At 38.1% G+C, this 22,925-nt stretch carries 19 protein-coding genes, 5 tRNA genes and 2 pseudogenes; 18 read left to right on the top strand and 8 right to left on the bottom strand.

The genetic code is table 11. The features are described from left to right. Window position 1: 1 nt before the first annotated feature. The 6 genes from N6A79_RS08675 to N6A79_RS08700 form a co-directional block, all read right to left on the bottom strand. Window positions 2–448, bottom strand: coding sequence for a GFA family protein (locus N6A79_RS08675; protein ID WP_268545625.1), 447 nt, complete (start codon window positions 446–448; stop codon window positions 2–4). Continuing rightward, complete coding sequence (locus N6A79_RS08680) at window positions 445–1,056, bottom strand: NADH-quinone oxidoreductase subunit C (protein WP_268545626.1); 612 nt, start codon at window positions 1,054–1,056, stop codon at window positions 445–447. The genes N6A79_RS08675 and N6A79_RS08680 overlap by 4 nt, the downstream gene beginning before the upstream one ends. Window positions 1,057–1,065: 9 nt before the next feature. After that, window positions 1,066–1,644 carry a NuoB/complex I 20 kDa subunit family protein gene (locus N6A79_RS08685; protein ID WP_182417250.1) on the bottom strand — a complete coding sequence of 193 codons (579 nt, stop codon included), beginning with the start codon at window positions 1,642–1,644 and terminating at the stop codon, window positions 1,066–1,068. Then, window positions 1,635–2,000, bottom strand: a complete 366-nt coding sequence (locus N6A79_RS08690) for an NADH-quinone oxidoreductase subunit A (RefSeq protein WP_182417251.1) — start codon at window positions 1,998–2,000, stop codon at window positions 1,635–1,637. The genes N6A79_RS08685 and N6A79_RS08690 overlap by 10 nt, the downstream gene beginning before the upstream one ends. A 780-nt stretch (window positions 2,001–2,780) precedes the next feature. Beyond that, window positions 2,781–2,857: transfer RNA gene (locus N6A79_RS08695), tRNA-Asp, on the bottom strand. 483 nt (window positions 2,858–3,340) lie between these two features. Beyond that, window positions 3,341–3,417, bottom strand: a tRNA-Asp gene (locus N6A79_RS08700). 224 nt (window positions 3,418–3,641) lie between these two features. Between N6A79_RS08700 and N6A79_RS08705 the strand changes: the two genes are divergently transcribed. The 9 genes and pseudogenes from N6A79_RS08705 to uraH all read left to right on the top strand — a co-directional run bounded on the left by N6A79_RS08705 (window position 3,642) and on the right by uraH (window position 10,746). Next, window positions 3,642–3,717, top strand: a tRNA-Val gene (locus N6A79_RS08705). A 40-nt stretch (window positions 3,718–3,757) separates the two neighbouring features. Continuing rightward, a tRNA-Val gene (locus N6A79_RS08710) sits at window positions 3,758–3,833 on the top strand. Window positions 3,834–4,112: 279 nt separating this feature from the next. Next, complete coding sequence (locus N6A79_RS08715; protein WP_262078215.1) at window positions 4,113–4,538, top strand: hypothetical protein; 426 nt, start codon at window positions 4,113–4,115, stop codon at window positions 4,536–4,538. Window positions 4,539–4,640: 102 nt separating this feature from the next. Beyond that, complete coding sequence (locus N6A79_RS08720; RefSeq protein WP_268545627.1) at window positions 4,641–5,396, top strand: competence/damage-inducible protein A; 756 nt, start codon at window positions 4,641–4,643, stop codon at window positions 5,394–5,396. Window positions 5,397–5,540: 144 nt separating this feature from the next. After that, a complete protein-coding gene (locus N6A79_RS08725) occupies window positions 5,541–6,140 on the top strand; it encodes a DUF4291 domain-containing protein (protein WP_268545628.1) in 600 nt (199 codons plus the stop codon). A gap of 379 nt (window positions 6,141–6,519) precedes the next feature. Then, window positions 6,520–8,196, top strand: a complete 1,677-nt coding sequence (locus N6A79_RS08730) for a hypothetical protein (RefSeq protein WP_262078218.1) — start codon at window positions 6,520–6,522, stop codon at window positions 8,194–8,196. Window positions 8,197–8,938: 742 nt separating this feature from the next. Next, the gene (locus N6A79_RS08735; protein ID WP_268545629.1) at window positions 8,939–9,181 is read left to right on the top strand and encodes an Imm74 family immunity protein; all 243 of its coding nucleotides are present in this window, start codon (window positions 8,939–8,941) and stop codon (window positions 9,179–9,181) included. A 511-nt stretch (window positions 9,182–9,692) separates the two neighbouring features. Then, a complete protein-coding gene (locus N6A79_RS08740; protein ID WP_268545630.1) occupies window positions 9,693–10,118 on the top strand; it encodes a hypothetical protein in 426 nt (141 codons plus the stop codon). A gap of 301 nt (window positions 10,119–10,419) precedes the next feature. Then, a pseudogene (gene uraH / locus N6A79_RS08745) lies at window positions 10,420–10,746 on the top strand (hydroxyisourate hydrolase). Between the two features lie 71 nt (window positions 10,747–10,817). Here uraH and N6A79_RS08750 read toward each other — a convergent pair. Continuing rightward, the gene (locus N6A79_RS08750) at window positions 10,818–13,715 is read right to left on the bottom strand and encodes a DNA translocase FtsK (RefSeq protein WP_268545631.1); all 2,898 of its coding nucleotides are present in this window, start codon (window positions 13,713–13,715) and stop codon (window positions 10,818–10,820) included. Between the two features lie 474 nt (window positions 13,716–14,189). On the opposite strand from N6A79_RS08750, the pseudogene N6A79_RS08755 reads away from it, so the two are divergent. The 4 genes and pseudogenes from N6A79_RS08755 to N6A79_RS08770 form a co-directional block, all read left to right on the top strand. Further along, window positions 14,190–14,666 (top strand): annotated as a pseudogene (locus tag N6A79_RS08755) (DUF1134 domain-containing protein); the annotation flags it as partial. Window positions 14,667–14,779: 113 nt separating this feature from the next. Continuing rightward, entirely contained in the window at window positions 14,780–15,586 is an 807-nt protein-coding gene (locus tag N6A79_RS08760; protein WP_268545632.1) for a hypothetical protein, read from the top strand. A gap of 267 nt (window positions 15,587–15,853) precedes the next feature. Beyond that, a complete protein-coding gene (fumC, locus tag N6A79_RS08765) occupies window positions 15,854–17,245 on the top strand; it encodes a class II fumarate hydratase (RefSeq protein WP_268545633.1) in 1,392 nt (463 codons plus the stop codon). Window positions 17,246–17,430: 185 nt separating this feature from the next. Beyond that, window positions 17,431–17,507: transfer RNA gene (locus N6A79_RS08770), tRNA-Arg, on the top strand. Window positions 17,508–17,775: 268 nt separating this feature from the next. On the opposite strand, the gene N6A79_RS08775 is transcribed toward N6A79_RS08770, so the two are convergent. After that, complete coding sequence (locus tag N6A79_RS08775; protein WP_268545634.1) at window positions 17,776–18,120, bottom strand: hypothetical protein; 345 nt, start codon at window positions 18,118–18,120, stop codon at window positions 17,776–17,778. 104 nt (window positions 18,121–18,224) lie between these two features. Here N6A79_RS08775 and N6A79_RS08780 point away from each other — a divergent pair, with 104 nt between their 5' ends. The 5 genes from N6A79_RS08780 (at window position 18,225) to N6A79_RS08800 (ending at window position 22,877) form a co-directional block, all read left to right on the top strand. After that, window positions 18,225–18,737: a hypothetical protein gene (locus tag N6A79_RS08780; protein WP_268545635.1), complete on the top strand. Its 513-nt coding sequence runs from the start codon at window positions 18,225–18,227 to the stop codon at window positions 18,735–18,737. 9 nt (window positions 18,738–18,746) lie between these two features. Beyond that, window positions 18,747–18,902 (top strand): hypothetical protein, encoded by a 156-nt coding sequence (locus tag N6A79_RS08785; protein WP_268545636.1) that lies wholly within the window; start codon window positions 18,747–18,749, stop codon window positions 18,900–18,902. Further along, window positions 18,899–19,372, top strand: a complete 474-nt coding sequence (locus tag N6A79_RS08790; protein ID WP_268545637.1) for a 5' nucleotidase, NT5C type — start codon at window positions 18,899–18,901, stop codon at window positions 19,370–19,372. The genes N6A79_RS08785 and N6A79_RS08790 overlap by 4 nt, the downstream gene beginning before the upstream one ends. A gap of 212 nt (window positions 19,373–19,584) precedes the next feature. Further along, window positions 19,585–21,588, top strand: a complete 2,004-nt coding sequence (locus N6A79_RS08795) for a type I restriction-modification system subunit M (RefSeq protein ID WP_268545638.1) — start codon at window positions 19,585–19,587, stop codon at window positions 21,586–21,588. 2 nt (window positions 21,589–21,590) lie between these two features. Then, the gene (locus N6A79_RS08800) at window positions 21,591–22,877 is read left to right on the top strand and encodes a restriction endonuclease subunit S (RefSeq protein ID WP_268545639.1); all 1,287 of its coding nucleotides are present in this window, start codon (window positions 21,591–21,593) and stop codon (window positions 22,875–22,877) included. Window positions 22,878–22,925 lie beyond the last annotated feature (48 nt).

Genomic DNA, 22,925 nt, shown 5'->3' on the forward strand with positions numbered 1-22,925 from the left:
ATCAAATCCCTCCGTTTGAAAAGAGCGCCTCAATGTCCTTACCGGTCATCTTACGCGTTTCATTTGCAAATTCATAAAAATGCGGTTTTTCGTCGTAATAAATTTCACTTTTCAATTCAAAACCACTTTGATCGTCAAATGCAGCAGCACTTAAATAAACCATTGATCCATCACGCATACGCCAACCAAGCGAACTTCCACATGATGAACAAAACAGCCGCTCGCCCCAAGAAGACGATGGATAAACTGAAAATTCAACATTACCCAGCACTTCAATCGCTGGATCAACCGCTAGGGACATAAAAACGCCACCAGACATTTTCTGGCACATATGACAATGGCATATGCCGACATCCATACCAGATAGCTTTGCCTTAAAATGCACATCACCACAAAGACACTTACCCTCGCGAATGAAAGTGCTTTCTTCTGGCTGACCTAGATTCATTTGTGCTCTCCTGCTTTTTCATCACCAGGCAGAACATAATCTGTACCTTCCCAAGGTGACAAAAAGTCAAAGCTGCGCATTTCTTGACGAAGAACAACGGGTTCATAAACTACCCGCTTTACCTCATTATCATAGCGACATTCCACAAAACCAGTGGTTGGAAAATCTTTACGCAATGGGTGCCCTTCAAAACCATAATCGGTCAAGATACGACGCAAATCTGGATGATCTGAAAACAAAACGCCATACATATCGTAAACTTCACGCTCATACCAATCCGCACCTGGATAGACACTGAAAGCTGATGGCACATCTTCATCTTCACTGACCTGAACCTTAACGCGAATGCGCAGATTCTGACGTGGTGACAAAAGATGATAAGATACATCAAAGCGCTTTTCACGCGATGGGAAATCAACACCACTAACGTCAATAATACAGATGAATTGACACTGCACATCGTCACGCAAGAATGTCAACACACCAAGCAGCTCGGCAGGATCAACCAAAAGATTTAACTCACCATAAGCAATCTCTTGGCTCAACATTTTAGAACCTATACGCTCAGCAAGATAGCTATTAAGATCTTCAATTGCTTCAGAAGCCATAATACTCTCCTAGCGCTCGATCGAACCGGTACGGCGTATCTTCTTCTGCAATAAAAGCACACCATAAAGCAGCGCTTCAGCAGTAGGAGGACAACCAGGAACATAAATATCTACAGGAACAATACGATCACAACCACGCACAACCGAATAGGAATAATGGTAGTAGCCACCACCATTTGCACATGAGCCCATTGAAATCACATAACGCGGCTCAGGCATCTGATCATAAACTTTGCGCAATGCGGGAGCCATTTTATTGGTAAGCGTACCAGCAACCATCATAACATCTGATTGGCGCGGAGAAGCGCGCGGAGCATAACCAAAACGCTCATTATCATAATGCGGCATTGAACAATGCATCATCTCAACTGCACAGCAAGCAAGACCAAAGGTCATCCACATCAATGAACCAGTACGCGCCCAAGTAACGAGCGCATCTGTAGATGTAACCAAGAAACCCTTATCAGAAAGCTCGGCATTAATATCCTGGAAGAACTTGTCGTCAGCACCAATAAGCTTGCCAGTATTAGGATCAATAATTCCTTTAGGCTGCGGCGCGACCAAAGTCTTATTTCCGGTCAATTCCATTCCAGAGCCCCTTTCTTCCATTCATAGATAAAGCCTACAGTCAAAACGCCTAAAAACAGCATCATTGACCAAAACCCGAACATCCCGATATCGCGGAAAGCAACCGCCCACGGGAAAAGAAAAGCTACTTCAAGATCGAAAATAATGAATAGAATTGAAACAAGATAAAAACGAATATCAAATTTCATGCGCGCATCATCAAACGAGTTGAAGCCACATTCATAAGCAGATAATTTTTCTGGATCGGGCGAACGATAAGCCACAATATAGGGCATAATCAACAAAGCACCTGCAATCACCAATGATACTATAATAAATATCAATACAGGCAGGTAATTCATCAGAATATCAGGCATATCCTTTAACACCTTTTCAAACGAGGCAACGCCATTAAACACTTTGCATTTAAGAAAACAGCTCAGTGCACCAAAGAATCTCTTTAGACATTTTCCTCGCCCAAACAGCTTCAAGGGCATGCTGCGCGAAATTTGTCGCAAGGGTTAACGCAGAGTACACAAACAAGCAATAGTTTTATCACAAAAAAGATAATTTATGCGACATTTTGCTTACTGTTAACAGATGAAACAGAATTATCCAAAAACCCTACTTCACAACTCAACTTTTCCCTAACACCATAGAATTTACGGTATTTTTGCTATAATATCTTTCAATATGGTTTCTCAGACTAAAGATACAAGACACTAATCTTCACTTTATTGAGAAGCCACCATATTTTCGCCAAAACTAGCAGATTTGAGCAAAAATCATGATGCAACCATAGAATCATTCTAACACAAGTTCAACTTAATTTATTATAATTTAGATGATAGTCACAGCATAGGTAGCTGATCATTTTGCGTTCCCTTGCAAATATCACCACCCAATGGAGTAATGACAAATTAAATAGAACAAGTGGAATTACCAGAGTTAAATCTAAGCGCTTTTACAAGAGCAAGATGAGTCGATAGCATTAAGCGCTAAATAGAAATTACTACAAAACATTAACTGAACGAGCAAAGCTGCAATGAGCTAATATTGCAACTAAAGCAAAAAGTAACAAAGCTAGTATGAACCAGAATTACAACATATTATTTTATGTAGGGAAAATTAATAGCGCCACTAAACTTAAAGTTTAGTGGCGCGAGTGACGGGACTCGAACCCGCGACCTCCGGCGTGACAGGCCGGCACTCTAACCAACTGAGCTACACCCGCGCATTTGACGAAACCGCTAGTTACTGAACTTTCTTATTATCGAATTTTCATCACCATTTCGTCTGGCGTGAGCGGTGTCTAAGACGTTCAAACAAAGAAGTCAAGCGCTTTAATTGAAATAATTTCAATTTATCCATTTTTTATTGTTAAATGCCACAGTCAGCCAAACGGCCACTACCTCAGCCCATAACACAAGGCACAAAATACTAAGAAAGCCTTTTTGAATAATAATGACTTTCAGCAAAACGTTAAATGTAGACAGGAATGCACCTTGCTAAGATAGCAAAAAAAAGCAACAAAGATAAAATGAATAAGAATTAACCTATCAAACAGGGCGCAAAAGCAGGCAAAAACACCAGCCAAATTAAGCCAATAGATAGTAAAACTAGACATAAAGGGAAAGAGAACAATCAGCTATTGATTAAACAGTGCAGTAAAGCCACCAAACCCAATTAATCAAAAAAACATTTTTGAAAGGTTAAGTGGCGCGAGTGACGGGACTCGAACCCGCGACCTCCGGCGTGACAGGCCGGCACTCTAACCAACTGAGCTACACCCGCGCACTTATCAACCAAGCCAATAAACTATTTAAACAACAGCTATTTGTTTGGCGTTGGCACCGTTTAAAAGGTTAAAATGGATTCGTCAACCACATAATTTAGAAAATCGACACAAATTTCACTTTTCTTCATTTTTTTCTAAAATTTACAAAAAAATGCAATTTTTCATTTTTTTTGCTTGCACTTTGCAAAACTATCAATTAGAGAGTGCCTACCCTTAACGGGGGCGATTAGCTCAGTTGGTAGAGCGCTTCGTTTACACCGAAGATGTCGGGAGTTCGAGTCTCTCATCGCCCACCATTATTTCTTATTATAAATGTAAGAAATAGAAAGTTATAAAGGGCGATTAGCTCAGTTGGTAGAGCGCTTCGTTTACACCGAAGATGTCGGGAGTTCGAGTCTCTCATCGCCCACCATTATTTCCACTTTGAAATCTTAGAGTAATTTTACTACCAGCTGCTTTGCAATAACTTGGCTTTATATCCGCTTGTTTAGTTATAATGGTCAATTTCCATAAGGTTTAAAAATAAATCTACAGCAGCTAGTTTTTTCGTTACTTAAGCAAAAGCGTAATATCCTGCTTAAAGCCTAACTTTAAACACACTATTATCTACTTAATTTCTTATTTGATTCTTTAAATAGAGTTTCATAATTTAATGAATATGATGGATATTTAAACAGATGAGGAATTTACAGTGAAAAAACTTGGCTTTCTTTTTTCAGCGCTCATAGTTTTAACTGCCTGCAATAGCACGTTACCAGCGCAACTATCACCTGATAATACGTCAGCAGAATTTGAAAGCCGTTTTTACGATGGTGGTGAAATTCAACCGCAAACTTTAACAAGGGCTGCCGGAATTGCCCAAAGACGAGGCTTTGAGTATTTCACCCTTGAGACAAAACGTCCAGAATCATCAAGCAGGCCACGCTTTACCGTAGATTATGGACGCAATCCCAATGGCTTTGGTGACGCTGGTGCATCTACCCCCAACGGATTGAATGCTGGAATAACTGCTGGTGGCGCAACAAGAACCCATTGGTTAGTTCGATTCTATAATGGTAATGACCGCCCAAGCCATTTAAATGTCTATTCAACCAAAGAAATATTAAACCGCCGCTAATTATCACGGGACTTATTGGGGGCAGTTTGCCCTCACATCATGTAACGACAAAATGGCAATAACAAACAGAATCAATTTTATTGAGCTGCATAGGAAATTACCATGAACAATAACTCAACTAATTCATATACAGCTGCCATGCTTGCCATTGGCGATGAATTGCTTTCAGGCCGAACAAAAGACAAAAATATTGCGCTCCTTGCTGAAACTTTAACTCAAGTCGGAATTGAATTAAAAGAAGTACGTATTGTCGGCGACGAAGACACTGCAATTATTGCTGGCATTAATGCCCTTAGAACCCAATATGATTATGTCTTTACCAGTGGCGGCATAGGGCCAACCCATGACGATATTACCGCAGAATCTATATCAAAGGCTTTTGATCTTCCTTGTATTTTCAATCCCGAAGCCGAATTGATTCTTAGAGATTATTATAAAGAGCGTGATGTGCCTTTTACCCCTGCCCGCCGTTTGATGACAAGAACACCGCAAGGAGCAAGCTTAATAGCAAACTCGGTGTCAGCAGCACCCGGCTTTAAAATTAGCAATGTTTTTGTACTTGCCGGCGTTCCCAATGTTTTTGATGCGATGCTCAATGCAATTTTGCCAAGTTTAGATAAAGGTACACCTTTTCAATCCATTTCAATTAACTGCCCCTTTGGTGAAGGTGTCATCAGCCAAAAACTAGGCGAAATACAAAAAGCCAACCCACAAACAATTATCGGTTCTTACCCAAAATTTTCAGAAAATAAAGAAAATCCGTTTTCTGTTGAACTCGTCATAAAAAGTAAGGATGCAACTGCATTAGATAAGGCAAGTGCGGAAGTATTAAGCATGATCAAAGAGTTAGAAAAATAATACATATTTTTTTTAAAATACTGATTTTACATTTATATATTGCGATATTTATGATGTTCTATAGAATTTAAAAGCAAGTTAGGGCAAAAAATCTAACTTGCTAAACTAAACAATAATAAAAATAGTTAGAAAAATTTAAAAATAATGAACAAACGACAAATTCGTGCAATTTTTAACCAAGACACTATTCGTGTATATCAAGCTTTTAATAATGGTATTGCTGATGCAGCAATCAAAAAAGGGACTTTTAGCTCTCCCCCCTTTAGCCTTAACCGTATGACATGGATTAAACCATCCTTTTTGTGGATGATGTATCGCTGTGGCTGGGGCCAAAAAGATGTTGGGCAGCAACGGGTTTTAGCAATTGATATTACCAGAGAGGGATTTGAATATGCGCTTTCCCACTCCTGCCTTAGCCATTTTGACGCTGAGCATCATCAATCCCATGACGAGTGGAATCAACAGTTAAAAAATAGCCCTATACGCATTCAATGGGATCCTGAGCGCAATATTTACAGCAAACCGCAAGACCACCGCTCACTGCAAATTGGCATATCTGGAGCAATGGTTGAAAAATATGTTAACGAGTGGATTGTTGCCATTAGCGATATTACGCCGCAAGTAAAGCAAATGAAAAAGCTACTCGATGCGGGTATAGAAGATGAACTATTGCAACAATTACCGCAAGAAGCTGTTTATCCATTGCCACAAAAAATTCAAAAAATAATTAGTATGGATAACTAAATTTAAATATGATTGTTAAGACGAAAAATAATAACGTCTATTTTTGTCTGCGAAAGGTGTCTTTTAGGTCGAGCAACTAAAAATTAGCCCGCACCCTTATCTCCATCTATCAAATTAATTAGATTTAACGGTAAGCCGCAGAATTATGAAACCATTATTTTTGACCAAGTTAATTTATTATATAGGTAATTAATGCCTTAATATTGGTTTATAAAACCGTTGCAGCTTGAAAATAGGTATAAAATTGTTTTAAAAGCAATTTATTATCATAGTAAAACCATATTAACATGGAAATGCAAAAATCAAAATAATGAGATTAGAGTATGAGGCTCATCTCCATTATTTTCGTATATCCATTACTTCTAAATGAGAGAACAACATGGCATCTGTTGGCAATTGGCTAAAAAGATTTATATTGCGTAGTTTCATCTACCTGTTTGGGATAATCATTGTTTTGGTTGTTATTGGCGGGGTTGCTTTTGTTGTTGCAAGACCGCAGATTAATGATTTCGTTAATAAAGAAATCAATAAATATGGCGTTGAATTAGAAAGCTGGAGCATTGGATTAACCGGCAAGGCTAATCTTTATAAAGTACGAATTCCCCTTTCTGATGGAACAATTATTACAGTTCGGGAAATATCTGCCCGTCCACCTGTTAGCAGTTTTAAAGGCGTTGCCGATCTTTATGATGTAAAGGTTGAGCATGGTGGAGTAAGCTTGCAAATTCCGCAGCTTCATGTCGATGGCATTGTACAAAATGGCAAGGATGTGACAATTCAGTCAAAAAAGTTGCAAATGTTGATGCAAATTGGCCTGTCCTCTATACGCGCAGGTGATATTAATCTTGTTTCTAACTTAAATGGTGCACAGGAAACAGCAACTATAAAAGGTTTTAAGCTTGATAATCTTGATAAGGGAAAAATCGCCTTTATCGGTTTTGATTCAATGCAAACCACATCAAACTTCACACAAGGTGAACTGTCCGGCTTACGCATAGAAAGCGGTGCCGCTAGTGCAAAAAATATTGATGTTGCCTCAGCCTACAGTTTCTTAGAAAATACTCTTTCACAAAATCAATCCGTAGTGGATTTATTTGGCCCTCTAAATCTTTCGAACGTAAAGTTAGATGCAGGATTAAGCGATGGCAAAGAGTTTCATGCTAGTTTAGGCGCACTTAAAACTGAAGGCTTTTCGTTGCGCAACTTGGGACAAAACCCTATTGGACAAGCCAAAGCTGCAATGGCTGTTTTAAAAAATAGCAATGCGAGTAAAGAAGAGCGCAGTACTGCAACCAAAACACTTGTACAATTGCTTCAAAATATAGCAAAAATAAATGGAAGGTTAGAAAATCTTGTCGTTGATACAGCAAGTGGCAAATTGTCCGTTGGATCATTTGAAATAACCCCAAGCAGTTGGAACAGTGTCATTCCAGAATCGCTTTTGATCAAGGCTGACAACGTTCTTTTTGATTTAGCCGACTTGCCAAGTAAAGAAATCCAGACACTAAGAGATATGGGGTATGCCCAGATGGATCTTTCCTTTGTCATGAACCTAAATTGGAACCGTGATGACAATTCGTTGAATATTAACGAATTAAGTTTTACCGGCAAAGATATGGGACAAGCCCAAATATCAGGTAAATTTAAAAATGTCGCCCCCGCATTTTTTTCGGGTGATTTGCTTCAAATGACTATGGTGGCTTCAGGCATTACCTTGCAAAGCTTAGATATTGCATTTAGCGATTATGGTGCATTTGAACGGATCATTAAATCTGGTGCACCATATGGCGGCGTGAGTGAAGCCAATCTGCGTGCCGACATACGTGAAATCGCAGTTAAAAGCCCACCAGCACTTTTGAAAAACCATAAGGATGCAAATGCAATTTCTGAGGCCTTAGGAAGCTTTGTGGACAACCCTGGCACCGTTAATATCCATATCGTTTCAAAAGCACCGGCTGGGCTTAGCCTACTTGATTTATTAATTTCGCAGGCGGACCTACCTGCAATTTTAGATAAGCTTGATTTTAGAGTGACATCAACAGGCAAACCTCATTAATTAGCCTGTCAATTTAATTACATGGAAAGCGGAGTGATACAAAATCACTCCGCTTTTTTATTTTTTTAAATATTCAATGTTACACAATGTAATTGTTTTAATTGATGGCTTACACTAACCCATCATTTGCAACAAAATATTACAGGTAGAAGATTGCGATATTGCTTTTAAAAACACTTTTTGCCGATTATTCTAACATTCGCTTGAAAATGAATATGACTAACTACGCAGGTTTAATGCTAGTTATTATTTCGCGGTTTCTGCTAATCACAAAAGCGTATGTTTAAACTCATTTTCCATTTTTTGATGTATAAATAGTACGTTTTTAAAAGATCAGCTTTGAATTTTCTAAACCAAACTTTAGCCAACCCACAAAATCAACCAAAGCATTAGGTCGGCGCGCTCCATCTAAATTTATTATCAAGGCAAAATCTACTTTACCACATATTACGCCCTAAAACGTTCTTTCGAGCAATTGGCACAATTTCGTTATGAACTTGTCCATCTTGTTTAAACATACCAAAAATTGTTATTTGTCATTAAGCCTCCGTTTGCATTTTTACGACGAGTATGGAAGATTTATCTGGACTAGCAAGAGCTGTTATTGTTCAATTAATTTGTCTACTAAATATTTAAACCAATATGGAGTTGTCCAATCTGATTGATACAGCTAATGTAAATAAAATCATTACAATAGATCTTTAAACGGATGTAGAAACAATATTTTTGTAAGAAGAAACTAATGATTATTCAAATATCACGAGGTTTTTTAAGGGTGAAATTAGCAAATAAAATAGCTCATATTGAAGGCGAATTATGCTTTCCCCCAACGGAAAATTTTGAATTTATAGTTTACGTTAATAGCATAAAGAATTGGGAAGAGCCTTTTGATAAAATAGAAATTACTGAAGAGGAAAAAGAACAACTTATAAATGAAATAAAAAATGAATTTAGACAAAAAAGAGGAAAAGTTGTTTTTGATTAAACCTTTTCATATTACCTTAGATTTTTTAAATTCACACTTTGGTGTAAAATGTTTTCCTTATCTTTGCAGCCCAATATCCCATATGCGGAGCATTGCTAAAAGCTAGTAAGCAGATAAACAAAGATATTCGTAGCCTTATATCCACCACTACACAACGGTGAATTAATTGCTGTAGATATTAATTTTCAATATGAAACTGATTGAAATGATTATCGATTACTAGGGGCAGATCCCAATAAGTTGAACGAAATAGTATTTATCGATTAAATGAGGGAGTAAATACTCATTTTTCAAACTGGTTAGATATGTGAAAAAAAATTACATTTTTATTAGCTTTTTTAATCATGATAAAAATTTAGTCTCAATCGGCATCTAACTAATCATGAAGGACTACATCCCAAGATAGAAATTCTTAACGGAAAAAGCGGCGAAAAATGCACGATAAATATTTTATTGAAAATTGAAATGGATATAACGTAGCTTCTGATTGCTGATGATAGGGTGGATTATAATGAATGACGTGGACTTTATTTGCCTTAATTTTTCTGATGCTAATAAAATATTAAAAAAATATATTGGCTATGACATAAGTATTTTTTCAAAATTAGATCAAGTTAAAAAATTCCATGAAATATGTAGGATAGACGATTATTCTTCTAAAAGCGACATAGAATTACTGGATAAATTAAATATTAAAAAATATTTAATTGGGAACGTATTTATATACACCGAGGATTATTCCCTTGATAATAATATTATATTTGAAATACAATCTTTTGAAGTCGAGTTTTTTGTTCGTCAGTTTCATAAAGATTTCAATACTCCTTTTTTCAAAGACAAGACTATACTTATTTGCCCCAACACACAAAAACTTTTACTTTATTTTGCAGAAGGTTGGTGGTTCTATTATGATTTACCGTTGGAATTTTCAGAATAATTTTTGCATATGACATGATAATTAAAAACTTAAATGGAATAATTGAGAATGTGCATAAGGCGCAGTTTTCATCGCGAAACTTTATAGGAACATGTTGAAGCAGTTTTTTCATCTCAAGTAATTTTTACGATGGTCAAGATTTTTGTATCAATAGGTTATGATGCTTAATGGCGAGCACATTTATTTAAAAAATTAATTAATCAAAGATTAGGTGACATATGATGAAATTAATAACGTCAATAATTGGTCTTTTCTTCTGTTTATAACCGGTTTGGTTTTAGCTGCCGATAATCCACTTAGTGTGCATGTTTTAAACTTAACTGCCGCTCTGCCCTCGCCTAACATTGAAGTCAACGTTAAAAAGTTAAATGGTGATAAATGGCAGCTTTTAAATAGCCCAACGGCCAACAAGAATGGCCGTATCACAGCCCTTTACCCTCCTAGAAAAGAAATTTTTTCTGGAATTTACAGGGTAACATTTCAAACTTAAAAATGCTTTAAAGAAAACAACCGAGAAGCATTTTTTCTAAAAGTGCCAGTTATCTTTACCTTCGATGAAAAAGTCGATCATCCTCACATTCCAATTTTGCTAAGTCCCTTTGGATGTTCTACCTACCGAGGTAATTGATTATTTTCATATAAAATAAAAAAGGCGGGGTATGAACCCCGCCTTTTTTTTATTTAAAAATCATTTTAATCTTAATGATTATTGATTAAAATTTCACGCTTGCCAACATGGTTTGCCGCGCCAACAAGACCTTCTTTTTCCATACGCTCAACAAGGCTTGCGGCTTTATTATAGCCAATACCAAGGCGACGTTGAATATAAGAGGTGGAGCATTTTTTGTCACGCATAACCACTTTTACACCTTGCACATAAAGCTCTTCAGCATCATCACCGGCATTAGCAACGAGTTCTGCGATATTGTCGCTATCATCTTCTGGCTCATCTTCTTCACTGTCGGTAACCGTTGCAAGATAATCCGGTGTGCCTTGGGTTTTAAGATGGGAAACAATATGTTCAACTTCGCTATCTGAAACAAATGCACCATGAACACGCACGATGCGGCCGCCGCCAGCCATATGTAGCATATCTCCTTGGCCAAGAAGCGTTTCTGCGCCTTGCTCGCCCAAAATAGTGCGGCTATCGATTTTAGATGTTACTTGGAACGAAATACGGGTTGGGAAGTTGGCCTTGATTGTACCAGTAATAACGTCAACGGACGGACGCTGGGTTGCCATAATCAAGTGGATACCAGCGGCGCGTGCCATTTGGGCAAGACGTTGGATAGCTCCTTCAATTTCTTTGCCAGCAACCATCATCAAGTCAGCCATTTCGTCAACAATAATGACGATGTAAGGCAATGGATTAAGATCCATAGCTTCTTCATTGTAGAGAAGCTCGCCAGTTTCTTTATCAAAGCCTGCTTGTACTGTGCACATAATGGTTTCACCATTTTTAAGGGCTTCAGTCACACGTTCATTAAAACCATCAATGTTACGAACGCCTAATTTTGCCATCTTGCGATAACGATCTTCCATTTCGCGTACGGCCCATTTAAGCGCGGTCACTGCCTTTTTAGGATCTGTTACAACAGGGGTAAGCAAATGCGGAATACCATCATAAATGGAAAGTTCAAGCATTTTAGGATCAACCATAATCAAACGGCATTGATCAGGAGTAAGATGATATAAAAGCGATAGGATCATCGTGTTAATGGCAACAGATTTACCCGAACCAGTGGTACCTGCAACCAAAAGATGCGGCATTTTTGCAAGTTCTGCAATGACCGGTTCACCACCAATATTTTTACCAAGAGCTAAAGCAAGTTTAAACTCTGATGTTTCAAAGGCTTTTGACTGCACGATTTCTCGTAAGAAAACCGTTTCGCGTACAGCATTTGGCAATTCAATACCAATGACGTTGCGGCCAGGTATAACCGCAACACGAGCAGATACAGCTGACATTGAGCGGGCAATATCATCAGCAAGACCAATAACGCGTGAGGATTTTACACCAGGAGCTGGCTCAAATTCATAAAGTGTAACGACAGGACCTGGGCGGACATGAATAATTTCACCCTTGATGCCGAAATCTTCCAAAACGCTTTCTAAAAGTCCAGCGCTACGCTCTAAAGTTTCTTGTGAGATTACCGCACCATCTTTGTAAACAGGTGGCTGCAACAAATCAACGGATGGGAATGTGTAATCATGACCGGTTGCTTGCTTAGTTATCCGCAAGCCCGACTGTAGGTCGGTAACGTGACGCGGTGTAATCGCCACGCTCTTAGTTGGCAAGTGCTCTGGCTCATCGGCCTTTACATCATCTTCAATGGTTTCAACTTCAACCATATTGGTTGCAGTTTCAATATCTTCATGGCTTTGCGCTTCGATGGCGATGATGTCGTCATCTGCGGTTAAAGTCTGTTCAACAAAGGCTGCGTCAGAAAGGGGATTTTCAACCGCAACAATATGATCTGCTGCTTTTTCGTGTTTTTCAATGCTTTCAGCCTTTTCGATGCAATCCATTGCATCAAAATCCATATTATTATCATTGGCACTAGCAAATGCATGAGAATACTGAATAGCTTGATCTTCTGTTGATGCAACTTCTAAAATTTCAGATGCTGGCACATCAATAAGGGCTGTATCTTCATTAACAGCTACGGTCTCAGTATCTATGTCACCAACAACATCTTCGTTAAACTCATCTGCTGCAATTGCGACTTGAGATTCAGCTTCAATATTTGCGACTGCGGCTTCTTGATTGTCTGCTACATGAATTGCGGCTGCTTTAGCCTGTTCAACAGCTTCCATACGGCCAGATTTTGAAAACTTGCATTCAAGCACACGGAAAAGCTCGGTAATGGATGGTTGCGGTGCTTGCGGCTCATTTTCAAGCTCTATCTGTGCCTCTGCAACCATATCAGTTTGTTGATTGCTTGGTTCAATATCAAATGGACCAAATTCGAAAAAGGCGAAATCTGAAATGGCTATTGGCTCGGATTTGACAGCCTCAATCTTATTATTCGCAACTGGTGCATTAGTTGTAACAGGGGTTGTAGTTTCAACTGTTGCCGGTGTTTCGATGGTGTTTATTTTATTCGCAAGCATGGTATCACTTTCCGGCCGTTCGAGTTGTATTGATTGATTAACAAGTGGTGATTGGGCTTCAGTCGTTGATTGAACCTCAACGGTAATAATTTCCTTCGCATTTTCTGGGGCTTGACTGATATTCAACAAATCAGCAGTTGGAAGTTCGGTTTTAAGTAAAGATTCTATATCTTCCTCACTTGGCTCCATTTCACTGCCGCCAATTATAATCGGCTTTTTTTGCTGACGCTCATAAATAGCTTGCAATTGTTCAGCATAAGCAGGATCGCTTTCAGCTTTTTTACGAATAATTTCGATATCTGGTGTGCGCGTAAAACGAACATTTTCCGCCAATGCAAAGGCCTGCCGCCAAATGGGTGGATAATCTGCCAGCGATTCTAGCAAAAGTGGTTTTGAAATAGGTTTTCCATCCGACTTTTGGGTCGGATCAGCCTTAATTGTTTGTTTGTAACTATCATAAGTAAAAGATTTTATATTACGCATAACACTCAAATACACCATGTTTCAGCCAGAATCGTCAGGCTTAATAAACTTATCGATTTTGGTTGATTGCCAACAATCATCAAGCTGCACTGTAACGGGCGAAAGTTAATAAGTTTTTGCCATAATTATTTTCATTGTCACTTTCCTACAAGAAAAATGCAGTGTGGTTTTTTGCCAACAGATATTGAATGACGTAATTTTCAATCAAGTTAAATAAAAGTTCAATTCTTAAGGATTTGAATATTTTTCAACGTTAATATCATTTAAATAGTAACCATATACATCTTGATACAAGGTGAAAGACAGCAAAGGAAAGTTTCAATGTTCCATGCCATTTTATCCTTTTTTTCTAGACAAAAGGGCTTTTTGCACTTGCGGCTTTTAAATCCTATTGCTGCGATACTTCTATTCTTATCCTGTGCGAGCATAGCAACACCAACAGTGGCGCAAAATCGCAATAATAGCAGCGAGCATTATACTGCGCAGGAAATTATTGATTCAGGTCATCGTTTTTTTGGTGATACATCGGGTGGACTTGCCACCGCAATTCAAAATATTTTTTCACGCCATGGACTCCCTAATGGCTATATTCAAGGTGAAGAAGGCTCAGGCGCTTTTATTGGTGGTTTAACCTACGGTGAAGGGGCACTTTATACAAAGAATGCTGGTGATTATCGCATGTTTTGGCAAGGCCCATCTATTGGTCTTGATTATGGCGGCCAAGGCTCACGCGTTATGATGCTTGTCTATAACCTTGATAATGTGCGTAATATTTGGGGGCGTTACGGCGGTGTTTCAGGTTCTGCCTATCTTGTTGCTGGCGTTGGCTTTAATGTATTAAAGCGTAAACAAGTGCTTTTGGTACCTATCCGCACTGGGCTTGGGGCACGCCTTGGTGTTAATATTGGCTATTTAAAATTAACGCCAAAGCCAACATGGAATCCATTTTAAGAATGGTGGCTGACATTAACAACTTTCACTGGCAAATTTACCATAAATTTACATAACATTTATGGAAATTATCAAGCCACTACAAGTCTTATTTCAATTAATGAGTAGCTTCTATGATTTGGGTACAATCCATTTTATTTTTCATCTTTGGTAGTGCCGTTACCGGTTTTTTGGTGATGCTTGTTTTTCCGTTGGTTTGGCGAAGGGCACTTTTCCTTGCCAATAAAGCGGTGCGCATGGAAGTGCCCGTTTCATTAAATGAAGTTGAGGTAGAGCGCGATTTTTTGCGGGCTGAACATGCAACAACTGTGGCAAGGTTGGAAGAACTGCTCAAAATGTCTGAAAATCGTTTCGCGGAGGCTTTACTTCATGCGAGCAAAATGCGCGAGCGTAATTATTACCTCGCATCTTTTGAACAACAAACGCAGGAATTAATAGCTTTAAATAAGCAGCTTAGTCATGAAATAGTTACTTTGAAGCAAGAGTTGAATGTCGCAAAATCTGCGCTGCTTGAACAAAAAGCTTTGACAATTGGATCAACTATGGCTGAAAGCAACGATAACGAGACTTCAGCAACGGTTGAAAAGTTTAACAAAAACGTTTCCACTGATAACCAACAAGATCTTAAAAAACTAAATCTACGTGGTGAAGATGATATGCAAAGTATCACGGCATTAACCGATCAAGAAATATCCCATTTTTATGAGGAAAATAAAAAACTATTGGTAGCCAAGGAACAGACGCTAAGTGTATTGCGCGAGCAAATTAAAACTATGGCTGCAATATTAGTTGCCAATGTAGCCGCTAACGAAGGAGCAGACTCGCCAATTTTCGAACTTATATCAAAAGATGAAAATGCAAATAGTCTTGCCGGATTGATTAAAAGGAATTCGGCTAATGTTTCTAACAAAACAGCTTAGGCATTTTGGTTTTAGAATAATATTGCCAATTTTTCCTAAAGGACAGCTTAAGCAATTTTTTAGTTCAAATAATCATTATCATAACCATTTTAACCATGATAATGATTAAATCGATTAAAATATATATAAGTCATCAAAATATTGTACGATGTCTTGCCAATGATAGCGTGTAGCAAGTACAAGAAAAATATCGCGCCTGTTTTATGCAGTGCGCCATAAGCACTTACACCGGTTTCCCGGCCATGTAAAATCAGAAGGATTGCAAAAATGAGCAAAACCCGTACAGAAACTGATACCTTCGGACCGATTGAAGTTCCCGGCGACCGCTATTGGGGCGCACAGACAGAGCGTTCAATCCACAATTTTGAAATTGGTACCGAGCAACAACCTTTGCCGCTTGTTCATGCTTTAGGGCTTGTTAAACAAGCTGCTGCTGAAGCCAATATGGTTGCTGGCAAATTATCACCCGAAATTGGACGCGCTATCATTGCTGCTGCCGAAGAAGTGGTTGATGGCAAGTTTGATGATAATTTTCCATTGGTTGTCTGGCAAACAGGCTCTGGCACACAAAGCAATATGAATGCTAATGAGGTTATTTCAAACCGCGCTATTGAAATGCTTGGTGGCGAAATGGGCACAAAAAAGCCCGTTCACCCAAATGACCATGTCAATATGAGCCAATCTTCAAATGACTCATTTCCAACAGCAATTCATGTTGCAACGGCTATTGAAACAGTAACGCGTCTTTATCCGGCGCTTGACCATCTTATCTTGGCATTAAAAGCTAAAGAGGATGAGTTTAACGACATTATCAAAATTGGTCGCACCCATACACAAGATGCGACACCAGTCACTTTGGGCCAAGAATTTTCAGGTTATCGCGCTAGCCTAGAACATGGCAAATTGCGTATTGAAGAAGCGTTAAAAAGCGTGCTTTATCTCGCGCAAGGCGGCACCGCCGTTGGTACGGGTCTTAATGCGCCGATTGGTTTTGATAAAGAATTTGCTGCGCAAATGACAACCATCACTGGCATTCCGTTTAAAACCGCAAGTAATAAGTTTGAAGCCTTGGCAAGTCATGGTGCGATTACTTATTTCCATGGCAGTTTGAATGCTTTGGCAACTGATTTGTTTAAAATTGCCAATGATATTCGGTTCTTAGGCTCCGGCCCTCGTTCTGGCCTTGGTGAATTGAGCTTACCGGAAAATGAGCCGGGTTCATCAATCATGCCGGGCAAAGTCAATCCAACCCAATGCGAAGCGCTTACAATGGTTGCATGCCAAGTCTTTGGTAATAATACAACTGTTACTGTTGCATCATCACAAGGGCATTTTGAGCTTAATGTTTATAAGCCAGTTATTGCTTATAATGTTTTGCAATCTATTCGCTTGCTATCAGATTGCATGCGCTCCTTTGCCGATCATTGTGTTGATGGTATCCTTGCTAATCGCGCTCGCATCCAAGACCTTATGGAACAATCCTTGATGTTGGTCACCGCATTAGCACCTGCTATCGGCTATGATGCGGCTGCAAAAATTGCAAAAACCGCTCATAAAAACGGCACCACCTTGCGTGATGAAGCACTAAAAAGCGGTCTTGTAAGCGAAGAAGATTATAATCGTCTGGTTCGTCCAGAGGATATGATCCACCCTAAATAAGCAGCTTGCTCATTTTATTCAATAAATTAAAAAGCAGAAAGTCTATTCAATGAGGCTTTCTGCTTTTTATTTATCTTATCAATCGTTACATTTATTAATAAAATTGGCTTTATGCAAAATTGCTAGTTGAAGCCTACGCTTTGATAGGTTAGAAAGCAAAAATTGATTTTTAAGGAATCAATTATGCACCCGTAGCTCAGCTGGATAGAGCGTTGCCCTCCGAAGGCAAAGGTCACAGATTCGAATTCTGTCGGGTGCGCCATTAAAATATAATAAAATCAATATTTTAAGGCATTGTTTACTGTATTTTTCTCGTTCAATTTTAAATTTGTAGCAGTTTTGTAGCGATAAGTGCAAAAATGTGTTTTAAACCAGCGCATTGATCCTTTTGAGCGCAGTTAAATTTGTTTTTATTTTCACTTATTTTAAATGTACTTGATAGGCTTGAAGAGCAAATCTTTAACGAAGCTTCACCCACAATTCACTAGCTTTTATCATGGAAGTGGTTTGACCATAAACAAAAACGCGCCTTACTCCCCTTCATTATCGCCATCATATTTACCAGCCTTATAATTTTTCTCAATTTGCTTAAATGCGCTGGTGGTTAGCGTATTAACTTCATAAGCGCATTGCTGGTCTTCCATAAATTCATGGTTGGCAACAATTTCAATATAAGGCTTGGCTTTTTCACTTGCAGGATTTTTATAATAATAAGTGCAGACCTCTTCTTGGCAAAATTTAACTAAAACATTTTGCTTGTTTAATTTAAAGCTTTTGAGCACCTGTGCAATTGGCTTGCAATCTTGCGCATGCGATGATGTTATTAAATACGTTGATATACTGGCTATAAGCACTGCTGTATAAATCTTTTTCATTTAAGAGTCCCCATAATTCAGATGTAATTTAATGCGTTTACAATTCATACATTTTCGTCTTAATTTAAGCTATTGAATAAGTCATTTTAATTGGAGGATGGTTAATGGCAAAGTTTAATATATCTTTTAAGATATTGGTCGCATTGTTTGTTACAGCATTTTTATTGATAAGCCCAGCGCAAGCACAAAAATTTGAAAATTATCCAGCCACTCAAATTTATAAAGGCAAGCCAGCTAAATTGCAGCTTACCAAGGATAATGGCGGCTTAACCTTTAAAACAAGAATTACCGAAGCTGCCAAAAAGGGCGTTAATTTTGCTGGACAATATAGCATTGTTGAAATTGGTTGCGGCTCGTCCTGCCTTATTGCTTATGTGGTGGATTTAAAAAGCGGTAAATTATTTAGCTTTCCCCTTGGCGGGGAAGAAAATTATCAAATGCAATTGCAATATAAGCCCAACAGTCGCCTTATCAAAGTGGTGTGGAATGATATCAATGCCGCCCAAAATAAAGCTTGTGTGATTGAATATTTGGAAATGCAAAAAGATAAATTTAAAACCATAAACCGCACAACAATGCCATCTGATGGTTATCTATGCGATGACTATGTTAATTGAGGAGTAATTATGGCTGATAAGGATAAAGACAAAGATAATAATGATGCGAGATGGACCGAATCTTTTGGCAGTTTAAGGGATAATCCTGTGCTTCGCGATATTAAGGCTGGTAAGTTAAAACCGCAACTTAATGAAATACTTAATAAAAATAAGGAAACAAAATGATAAAACCAACACTTTTTATAGATATGGATGGCGTGCTTGTTGATTTTGACAAGGGCTATCATAATGCCTTTGGTTATACACCGACAAAAATTGATGATAATGTCGATTGGGCGCTGGTTAAAGCCTATAACGGCTTTTATGCCAATTTGCCACCCATGGCAGATTTTGATGCTTTATGGCAAGGTGTTGCACAATATAAGCCGATTATTCTAACGGGCGTGCCTAAAGAGGTGCCGGATTCAGCCAATGACAAACGCGCATGGGTTGATAAGCATATTGGTAAAGACCAACCAATGATTGCCTGCCTATCCAAGGAAAAAAGCCTGCATATGCGCAATAAGGGCGACATCATGATTGATGATTGGGATAAATACCGTCACTTATGGCTTGACCGTGATGGGCATTGGATTACCCATATATCAGCTGAACAATCGCTTGCTGAATTAAAGGCACTTATTGCTGAGCTCTAATTTAAAAATTTTATTTAGTGTTTAGTATTCTGGTCTTTAGCCTATGAAATTTAGAATTTAATAGGTGCTATTTTATGGGACCAGTGGATGTTTTATTGGTGATTTCTATCTGCTTATTGTTTTATCAATGACATACAATGATCAGCATTTTACCTTGCAATATCGCCAATGGTTGATAAAACCAAAATTCTACAAACAAGGTTGATGTTAAAATGGCTAATATTTCTAATAATAATGATTCTGCGCTCGCTAGTTTTATTTGGAAAAATGCGGATGATTTATGGGGTGATTTTCCCCATACAGAGTTTGGAAGAATCATTTTGCCATTAACGGTTTTAAGGCGATTGGAATGCGTATTAGAGCCAACCAAACAAGCCGTGATCAACGCTTATAATCAGTTTAAAGACAAAGGTTTGATGCTTGATGATATTTTAAAAGAGGTTAGCGGAAATCCTTTTTATAATACATCTAACTATAATCTTTCTAATTTAGGCGGTACGAAAACAAAAGCCAATTTAGAAGATTATATTGCCCATTTTTCCGATAATGTCCGCGTTATATTTGAGCAGTTTGATTTTGCGACAACAATTAACAAATTAGCAAAGGCAAACTTATTATTACGTATTTGTGATAATTTTGCAAATATTGACCTGCATCCCAATGTCGTAGCAGATCGCACAATGAGCAATGTTTATGAACATTTGATAGCAAGGTTCGGTTCTGAGGTGGGCACGGGGTCTGAAGACTTTATGACACCGCGCGATATTGTTCACCTTGCTGCAACTTTGTTGTTGGAGCCTGATAATGAATTGTTTGAACAAACCCCAGGCTTAATCCGCACCATATATGATCAAACCTGCGGTACCGCTGGTTTTTTAACTGATATGATGAATTATATCGAAAATTATAAAGACCGCTATAGCATAGCGCCCGTCCTTGTTCCCTATGGGCAGGAATTGCAGCCAGAAACCCATGCCGTTGCTTTGGGTTCCATGTTGTTAAAAAAACTACCAACCGACACAAGCCGAGATTTATCGCAAAATATTAAACTTGGTAGCACATTAAGCAATGACCAATTTACGGGGCAACGTTTCCATTACCAATGCTCTAATCCCCCATTTGGCATGTCTTGGGCAAAAGATGCGGCTAAAGTGCAGCAAGAGCAAAAGGAAAAAGGCTTTTCAGGGCGTTTTGGCGCAGGCTTGCCCAAGGCAAGTGATGGTTCAATGCTATTTTTGCAAAATCTTGTTTCAAAATTAGAGCTGCCGAAAAATGGTGGTGGGCGCGGTGCAATTGTGCTGTCAGGTTCGCCACTTTTTAATGGTGGGGCAGGTTCAGGTGAATCTGAAATTCGCCGTTATATTTTAGAAAATGATCTACTTGAAGCAATCATCGCGCTGCCAACAGATATTTTCTTCCGCACAGGCATTGGTACTTATATTTGGATTGTTTCTAACCGCAAACCCGAACATAGAAAAGGCAAGGTGCAATTAATTGATGCAACAGCCATGGGCAGCTCTATGCGCAAGAATGAAGGTAATAAGCGTAAATTTGTTGACCAAAATTCTATCGATGACATTACCCGCATTTATGCCGATTTTGCTGAAAGTCCAATAAGTAAAATTTTTGATTACCAAGATTTTGGCTATCGCCGTGTAAAAGTTTTGCGCCCTTTGCGTATAGATGTGCAATTTGATGCTGAAAAATTGACAACATTAAAAGAAACAAAAGAATTTGCAAAATTAACGGACAGTGACCAAAATAGCCTTATTGCCTATATTGAAAAGCAATTTGGTGAAAGCAAGGATTATGCTTGGTTTGAAACCGAATTTTTAAAAAATATGCCGCTTGCTAAACTGGGTAAAGCGCTAAAAAATGCACTAATCACAAGTTTTGGTGTCAAAAATCCGGATGCCGACATTGTGTGCATTAATGGCGTAGTAGAAATGGATAGTGCTTTAACCGATTATGAAAACATCCCGTTAAAGCAAGACATTGACGCCTATATGGCAAAAGAAGTGCTGCCCCATGCTAAAGATGCGGTTGTTGATAAAAGCTATAAAGATGCGCAGGATGAACAAATTGGTGTTGTTGGTTATGAAATTAATTTTAACCGCTATTTTTATGTTTTTGAAAAACCCCGCCACCCTAATGAAATCATGGCAGAGATTAAGCTGCTTTCCAGTGAAGTTGCCAAGCTGCTTGGGGAGATTTAAACATGCAGTTTAAAGCCTATCCAAGTTATAATAAGTGTGAAGATGAAGTTTTAGATAAGCTACCTAACAATTGGATTATTAAACCATTTTGGGCATTATTTGAAAAAAGTGAGATTACAAATCAAATAAATCATCAGTTATTATCAGTTTACTTGGATAAAGGAGTTATTTTATATTCTGAAGGTGGAGGATTGGTTCATAAACCCGCTGATAGCTTAGAAAAATATCAATTGGTGAATGTCAATGATTTCGTAATGAATAACCAACAGGCTTGGCGTGGCTCTATCGGTGTCTCGCCTTACCGTGGTTTGGTAAGTCCAGCTTATCTAGTTTTTAAAATTCACGAAATTTTAAATCCTAACTTTGTGAAGTATCTTGTAAGAGACAAATATATTATCGATAAGTTTATGGTTTCTTCGTTAAGCGTTGGGACTATTCAAAGGCAAGTTAAGAGCCATTTACTAAGAAAAATATTAATACCCATTCCTCTCAAGGAGGAACAAACAAAAATAGCGCAGTATCTTGATAGGGAAACGGCTAAAATTAATGCGCTTATTGCTGCCCAAGAAAAGCTAATTAACCTTTTAGAAGAGCAGCGTAAATCTACCATTTCTCATGCGGTTACCAAAGGTTTAAACCCAAATGCCCCGATGAAAGATAGCGGTATAGAGTGGCTAGGCGAAGTGCCAGCACATTGGGAAGTAAAGCCCATAAAAAGCTTGTATGGAAGAATTAAAAGAACAGGTTACGAACAAGAGACACTTTTATCTGTCTACCGAGAATATGGTGTAATTATTAAATCTAGCCGTACTGATAATCATAATCAAGAATCTGATGATTTATCACCTTATCAATTAGTCAATATAGGTGATTTGGTTATTAATAAAATGAAAGCTTGGCAAGGTTCGTTAGCCATTTCAAGGTATCGTGGGATAGTAAGTCCAGCTTATTATATATATAAGTTTATATCAAAATTTGAAGTGAATGATAATTTTATACATAATCAGATTAGATCAGAGTACTTTATTCAAAGTTACAAAAATTTTTCAAAAGGTATACGTGTAGGACAATGGGATTTAGAAAATGAATTGTTCATGAGAATTAATTTGTTTGTCCCCCCATTAAATGAACAAAATGAAATTGTTAACTTTTTAGATAAGGAAAATGCAAGAATTGAGGCACTAAAAGAAAAGCAAAAAGAACTCATTGAAAAATTGAAAGAGTATCGAGCATCAGTCATTTCTCATGCGGTTACCGGTAAAATTGATGTTCGTGATATGGTGCATTAAGTAAACCATAGGATTAGACTTTGCATTGTAAATAATTTGCTTGTATAT

It is taken from the genome of Bartonella sp. HY761, assembly GCF_026743145.1.
Lineage (GTDB): Bacteria > Pseudomonadota > Alphaproteobacteria > Rhizobiales > Rhizobiaceae > HY038.

Bases quoted from the DNA above. Each gene is read 5' to 3' on its own strand.
- N6A79_RS08775 (WP_268545634.1), bottom strand. From the start codon at position 18,120: ATGAAAAAGATTTATACAGCAGTGCTTATAGCCAGTATATCAACGTAT.
- N6A79_RS08725 (WP_268545628.1), top strand. From the start codon at position 5,541: ATGAACAAACGACAAATTCGTGCAATTTTTAACCAAGACACTATTCGT.
- N6A79_RS08690 (WP_182417251.1), bottom strand. From the start codon at position 2,000: ATGCCTGATATTCTGATGAATTACCTGCCTGTATTGATATTTATTATA.
- N6A79_RS08785 (WP_268545636.1), top strand. From the start codon at position 18,747: ATGGCTGATAAGGATAAAGACAAAGATAATAATGATGCGAGATGGACC.
- N6A79_RS08720 (WP_268545627.1), top strand. From the start codon at position 4,641: ATGAACAATAACTCAACTAATTCATATACAGCTGCCATGCTTGCCATT.
- N6A79_RS08675 (WP_268545625.1), bottom strand. From the start codon at position 448: ATGAATCTAGGTCAGCCAGAAGAAAGCACTTTCATTCGCGAGGGTAAG.
- N6A79_RS08795 (WP_268545638.1), top strand. From the start codon at position 19,585: ATGGCTAATATTTCTAATAATAATGATTCTGCGCTCGCTAGTTTTATT.
- N6A79_RS08780 (WP_268545635.1), top strand. From the start codon at position 18,225: ATGGCAAAGTTTAATATATCTTTTAAGATATTGGTCGCATTGTTTGTT.
- N6A79_RS08800 (WP_268545639.1), top strand. From the start codon at position 21,591: ATGCAGTTTAAAGCCTATCCAAGTTATAATAAGTGTGAAGATGAAGTT.
- N6A79_RS08685 (WP_182417250.1), bottom strand. From the start codon at position 1,644: ATGGAATTGACCGGAAATAAGACTTTGGTCGCGCCGCAGCCTAAAGGA.
- N6A79_RS08735 (WP_268545629.1), top strand. From the start codon at position 8,939: ATGATTATTCAAATATCACGAGGTTTTTTAAGGGTGAAATTAGCAAAT.
- fumC (WP_268545633.1), top strand. From the start codon at position 15,854: ATGAGCAAAACCCGTACAGAAACTGATACCTTCGGACCGATTGAAGTT.
- N6A79_RS08760 (WP_268545632.1), top strand. From the start codon at position 14,780: ATGATTTGGGTACAATCCATTTTATTTTTCATCTTTGGTAGTGCCGTT.
- N6A79_RS08680 (WP_268545626.1), bottom strand. From the start codon at position 1,056: ATGGCTTCTGAAGCAATTGAAGATCTTAATAGCTATCTTGCTGAGCGT.
- N6A79_RS08730 (WP_262078218.1), top strand. From the start codon at position 6,520: ATGGCATCTGTTGGCAATTGGCTAAAAAGATTTATATTGCGTAGTTTC.
- N6A79_RS08740 (WP_268545630.1), top strand. From the start codon at position 9,693: ATGAATGACGTGGACTTTATTTGCCTTAATTTTTCTGATGCTAATAAA.
- N6A79_RS08750 (WP_268545631.1), bottom strand. From the start codon at position 13,715: ATGCGTAATATAAAATCTTTTACTTATGATAGTTACAAACAAACAATT.
- N6A79_RS08790 (WP_268545637.1), top strand. From the start codon at position 18,899: ATGATAAAACCAACACTTTTTATAGATATGGATGGCGTGCTTGTTGAT.